The sequence below is a fragment of the Micromonospora sp. M51 genome (assembly GCF_018070305.1).
Taxonomy (GTDB): domain Bacteria; phylum Actinomycetota; class Actinomycetes; order Mycobacteriales; family Micromonosporaceae; genus Micromonospora; species Micromonospora parva.
In genome coordinates this window covers 1-5,340 of sequence record NZ_JAGPXZ010000423.1, presented here as the reverse complement: position 1 = coordinate 5,340, position 5,340 = coordinate 1, and the positions used below count along the sequence as shown (strand labels likewise).

At 73.1% G+C, this 5,340-nt stretch carries 5 protein-coding genes; 4 read left to right on the top strand and 1 reads right to left on the bottom strand.

Annotation, left to right across the window (positions count from 1 at the left end; translation table 11 throughout):
- Positions 1–1,330: cobyrinate a,c-diamide synthase (locus tag KBX53_RS21115; protein ID WP_210861184.1), on the top strand; the 1,330-nt coding region annotated here is incomplete at its 5' end.
- Between the two features lie 147 nt (positions 1,331–1,477).
- The gene (locus KBX53_RS36460; RefSeq protein WP_309140821.1) at positions 1,478–1,810 is read left to right on the top strand and encodes a GNAT family protein; all 333 of its coding nucleotides are present in this window, start codon (positions 1,478–1,480) and stop codon (positions 1,808–1,810) included.
- 43 nt (positions 1,811–1,853) lie between these two features.
- On the opposite strand, the gene KBX53_RS21105 is transcribed toward KBX53_RS36460, so the two are convergent.
- Positions 1,854–3,983 carry a transglycosylase domain-containing protein gene (locus tag KBX53_RS21105; protein ID WP_030333439.1) on the bottom strand — a complete coding sequence of 710 codons (2,130 nt, stop codon included), beginning with the start codon at positions 3,981–3,983 and terminating at the stop codon, positions 1,854–1,856.
- A 121-nt stretch (positions 3,984–4,104) separates the two neighbouring features.
- On the opposite strand from KBX53_RS21105, the gene cobC reads away from it, so the two are divergent.
- Positions 4,105–5,190 (top strand): Rv2231c family pyridoxal phosphate-dependent protein CobC, encoded by a 1,086-nt coding sequence (gene cobC / locus KBX53_RS21100; protein WP_210861182.1) that lies wholly within the window; start codon positions 4,105–4,107, stop codon positions 5,188–5,190.
- On the top strand, positions 5,190–5,340 hold a 151-nt coding region (locus KBX53_RS21095; RefSeq protein ID WP_210861186.1), incomplete at its 3' end, for a nicotinate-nucleotide--dimethylbenzimidazole phosphoribosyltransferase. The genes cobC and KBX53_RS21095, both read left to right, overlap by 1 nt.

The following is a 5,340-nucleotide window of genomic DNA, read 5'->3' as shown; positions in this document are numbered from 1 at the left end:
GCTCGCCGCCCTGGCCGAGCGCGGGGTCGACGTCGCCGGGTTCAAGCTCGGGCCGGATCACGTCGACGCCGCCTACCTCGGTCTCGCCTCCGGTCGGCCGGGCCGGGTGATCGACCCCCGGCTGGTCGGCGTCGACCGGCTCGCCCCGCTGGTGGCGCACGGCGCCAGCGGTGCCGGGCTCGCCGTGGTGCAGGGCAGCATGGGGTTGTACGACTCGGTCGGTGGCCGTCCCGAGCAGGAGTCCACCGCCGCCGCGGCCGCCGCGCTGCGCAGCCCGGTGGTGCTCGTTGTCGACGTGGCCGCGATGGGTCAGTCGGTGGCCGCCCTGGTGCACGGGTTCCGCTCGTACGACGAGCAGTTGTGGCTCGGCGGGGTGATCCTCAACCGGGTGGCGTCGTCGCGGCACGAGGGGATGCTGCGCGAGGCGTTGGACGACGTGGGGGTGCCGGTCTACGGCGCGCTGCGGCGCCAGGACCTGCCGGCGGTGCTGCCGTCGCGGCGGCACGGGGTGGCGCCGGTGGTCGACGACTCGGCCGACGCCGTCCGGGCGGTCCGCCGGCTGGGCGAGGCCGTCGCCGCCACCGTCGACCTGGAACGGCTGCTCGGGCTGGCCCGCTCCGCCCCGCCGCTACCGGCACCCGCCTGGTCTCCCGAGGAGGCCATCGGCGCGTTCACACCCCCGGCGACCCGTCCGCTGGGGGCGGTGACCGGTGGGCCGGGCGGCAGCTACAGCCACCCGGAGACGGCGGAGTTGCTCCGGGCCGCCGGCGCCGAGGTCGTCGTCCTGGACCCGCTGCGCGACGAGGCGCTGCCGGTCGGCACCCGCGCGCTGGTCGTCGGCGGCGCGCTGCCCGAGGCGTACGCCGAGCAGTTGTCGGCCAACCGGCGGCTCTGCATCGCGGTGGCCGAGTTGGCGCGGACCGGGCGTCCGGTGATCGCCGAGGGCGCCGGGCTGCTGTGGCTGGCCCGGGAGTTGGACGGGTTGCCGATGTGCGGTGTCCTGGACGCGGTCGGCGTCAGCCGGGACGGGGTGGTGGCCGGCTACCGGGAGGCGACCGCCCAGACCGACAGCGTGGTCGCGGCCAGCGGCACGGTGCTGGTAGGGCACAAGGCGCACCGTGCGGTGCTCACCCCGCGCGCCGGTCAGCGCCCGGCCTGGAGCTGGGAGGGCGGCGCGCCGGAGGGCTTCGTCTGGCGTAACGTGCACGCCTCGCAGCTCACCGTGCACTGGGCCAGCCATCCGGCGACGGCCACCCGGCTGGTCGCTGCGGCGGCGGCCGACCCGACGGGCGAGGTGGTAGCCGCGCAGGCCGGCGGGGTGTCGGTGTGATCGGTCAGGTGGCGGTGCGCCGATTCCCGGCGTTGACCGTGTCCACCCCGCGTACCGAGGTGCGTCAGCTCACGGCTGCCGACGCGGCGGCGGCGGGGGAGATCTTCGCCGACAAGCTGACCCGGCGTTGGCTGCCACTACGCGGTGGTGCGGCGCGAGGACGACCAGGTGGTGGGGTCGCTGTGGACCCGGCGTACCGACTGGGGTGCCCGCCTCACCGAGATCTCCTACGCGATGGCGGCATCCGCGCGGGGCTTCGGCTTCGCCGCCGAGGCGGTCGACGCGGTGGCCATCGCGCTGATCCTGGAGCACGGTTTCCAACGGGTCGAGCTGCGGGTGGCGCCCGGCAACCTGGCCTCGCGCCGGGTTGCCGAGAAGGCCGGGTTCAGCTACGAGGGCCTGCTGCGTAACGCCGGGTTCGTCAGCGGCGGCCGGGTGGATCTGGAGCTGTGGTCGTTCGTGGCCGCCGACCTGCGCTGAGTCGCCGTTGACCCGCGCCGACCTGCGCTGACCCGCCCGCCGGTCAGCCGACGATGGCGTCGGATGGTGGGGTGAACTGGCGGGTCGGGCTGCCCTTCAGGCCGTCGCGCAGGGTCTCCGAGACCGCCTTGATGGGGATCTGGGACTGCCCGTCACCGACCGCGTTGAACGGATTGTCCGGGTCGGAGATGAAGCTCGCCGCCGCCAACTCCGGGGTGTAGCCCACGAACCAGGCCGATCTGGTGCTGTCGGTCGTACCCGTCTTGCCGGCCACCGGGCGTCCGACGGTGCCCCGCACGCTGTCGGCGGTGGACCAGCCGCCGCAGCTGCCGCGCGCCGGGGTGTCGCCGGTGGGGCAGCGGGCCGCGTCGGTGGCTGCCCGCGCGGCGTCCGCGCTGACGACCTGCCGGCACCGTGGCTTGGCCACCTCGCGGTGGAGGCCGCCCGGGGTGGCGTACGTGGCGGGCGTGCCGTCCCGGTTCATGATCGCTTGCACCGGGATGGCCTCGCAGTAGCGGCCGTCGGCGGCGATGGCGGCGTAGGCGTTCGCCATCTCCAGTGGGGTGGCGTCGGAGACGCCCAGGGTGAACGCGCCCCACTTCTTCGCCTTGGCCGGGGACGCCTGTTCCCGGTCGACGTCGGTGCGCCAGCGCAGCCCGAGCTGTTCGGCCAACCGGACCGCCCGGTCCGCGCCGACCTTCTCCTCCAGCCACACGAAGTACGTGTTGACCGATTTGCCGAAGCCGGACCACATGGTCTGCTGACCGGTCATGGCCCCGCTGGCGTTGGAGGGCGCCCAGCCGTCGTACACGGACGACTTGTAGCGGTAGGGCGCGTTGAACGAGGTGGAGAGGGTCATCCCCGAGTCCAGCGCGGCCAACATCGGGAACATCTTGAACGTCGACCCGGCCTGGTAGCCGGCCAGGTCACCGCCGCCGAGCAGCGGCGCGACAGTGTTCGGGTAGTTGGCCTTCACCTTCGGCCCGGCTTCGGGGTTGGAGCTCTGCGGGTTCTCGGCCAGGTCCAGCGAGTACGTCCGGTTGACAGCCATCGCCTTCACCCGCCCGGTGCCCGGCTCGGAGACCACGATGCCGTTGGCGAACGGGCTGCCGGTGGCGTCCTTGGCGCCGACGCTCTTCTCCGCCGCCTCCTGGATCTTCGGGTCGAGGCTGAGCACGATCCGGTAGCCGCCCCGACGCAGGTTGTCCATCCGTTCCAGCCGGTTCGCGCCGAACGCGGGCTGCGCGCTCCACCAGTTCTTCAGGTAGTCGCAGGCGAAGCCCCAGCTGTTGTACTTCTCCGTCACCGCGGCGCAGTCGTGCGGTGGGGTGGTCAGCTTGAGCCGGATCGGCTCGGACTTGGCGGCGGCGGCCGAGTCGGGGGAGAGGTAGCCGAGTTGGCTCATCCGGTCCAGCACGTAGTTGCGCCGGCCGGTGGCCTCCTTCTGGTCGGAGTCGGCCGGGTCGTACTCGGACGGGGACTTGACCAGTCCGGCGAGGGTGGCGGCCTCGACCGGGGTGAGGTCCTTGGGGGTCTTGGAGAAGAAGATCTCGCTGGCCGCGTAGATGCCGTACGCGCGGTGTCCGAAGTACGCCGAGTTCAGGTAGCGCTCCATGATCTGTTCCTTGCTCAGCTCCTTCTCCAGGTCCAGCGCCATCCGCATCTCCTTGACCTTGCGCAGGCTGGTCTGCTGGGTGGCCTGCTGGACCTCCTTGGGCGTGGTCGCGCTGTCCCGCAGGGCCATCCGGACGTACTGCATGGTCAGCGTCGAGGCGCCCTGGGAGCCGCCGGAGCGGGCGTTGGAGACGAAGGCCCGGGCCACGCCCTTCGGGTCGACGCCGTGGTGCTGGTAGAAGCGGGAGTCCTCGGCCGCGACGATCGCCTGCTGGATGTTCGGCGACATGTCCGACAGCTTGGTGTACTGCCGGTACTCCTCGTAGAACATGGTCAGCACGGTCTTGCCGTCGGGGGCGTAGAGGTACGAGGTCTCGGCGGGCAGGGCGGTCTTCAGCACCCGGGTCTTCTGGTCCACGGCGTGCGCGGTGGCCTTCGCGCCGAGCCCGGTGAGGGCGACCAGTGGGTACGCGGCGGCGGCGATCACGATTCCGGCGATCAGCCCGGCACGCAGGAGAGGGACGAGACGACCAGCGGCGGCAAGGGGTCGATTGCTCACCTGGTCAAGTTATGACATTTCCGATTCGTACATGAGAAGAACTCTTAAACCGGCGAGTGGTGACGCGGCTTACGTCGAGATCGGCTGTCCCACCGGCCACCTTCCCGGCAGGATCGCGGACATGTCTGATCAGCCGAGCACGCTCGCCCCACCTACCGGGTTCGAGCCGGACCTCGGGCACCACGGCGACGCGGAGGCCACCGCCGGCCTGATCGACCTCGCCGTCAACGTCCGTCGGGCCCGGCCTCCCGCCTGGCTCGCCGACCCGATCGCCGCGACCCTCACCGACCTGGCCCGCTATCCGGACCCGGTGCCGGCCCGCGCGGCGGTCGCCGCCCGACACCACCGTCACCCGAACGAGGTGCTGCTCACCGCCGGGGCCGCCGAAGGCTTCGTGCTGATCGCCCAGGCGCTGCGCGGCGTCCGCCGCCCGGTGGTGGTGCACCCGCAGTTCACCGAGCCGGAGGCCGCGTTGCGGGCCGCCGGACACCAGGTCGAGCGGGTGCTGCTCGACGCCGCCGACGACTTCCGGCTCGACCCGTCCCGGGTGCCCGCCGACGCCGACCTCGTGATGATCGGCAACCCGACGAACCCGACCTCGGTGCTGCACCCCGCCCGGACGGTGGCCGCGCTGGCCCGCCCCGGCCGGGTGCTGGTGGTCGACGAGGCGTTCGCCGACACCACCACCGCCCCCGGGCACCCCGGCGAGCCGGAGTCGTTGGCCGAACGCCGCGACCTGCCCGGGTTGCTCGTGGTGCGCAGCCTCACCAAGACGTGGGGTCTGGCCGGCCTCCGGATCGGCTACCTGCTCGGCGAAGCGGAACTGCTGTCCCGGCTGGCCGCCGTCCAGCCGCTCTGGGCCGTCTCCACGCCCGCGCTGGCGGCCGCGTCGGCCTGCGCCAGCGTCGTCGCGGTCCAGGCCGAACGCGCGATCGCCGCCGACCTCGCCGCCGACCGCGACCACCTGGTCGCGCGACTGGCCGACCTGCCCGGTGTACGCGTCGTCGGCCGTCCCGCCAGCGCCTTCGTGCTGCTGCACCTGCCGGGCGCCACCCGGATCCGGGCGGCCCTGCGCGAGCGCGGCTGGGCGGTGCGCCGGGGCGACACGTTCCCCGGCCTCGGCCCGGACGGGCTGCGGGTGGCGGTACGTGACCGAAACACCACCGACGCGTTCATCGACGTGCTGCGCGAGACCATGGAGGCATGATGCTGGAGACCACGATCGCGGCGATCCGTCCGGCGGACGAGGCGGCCATGGCCGCCGCCCGGGAGCTGCACGGACGACTGACCAAGCCGGTGGGCTCGCTGGGCGCGCTGGAGGAGCTTTCGGTACGCCTCGCCGGTCTGGCCGGGGCGT

Coding starts and splice junctions, on each gene's coding strand:
- cobC (WP_210861182.1), top strand. CDS start 4,105: ATGTCTGATCAGCCGAGCACGCTCGCCCCACCTACCGGGTTCGAGCCG.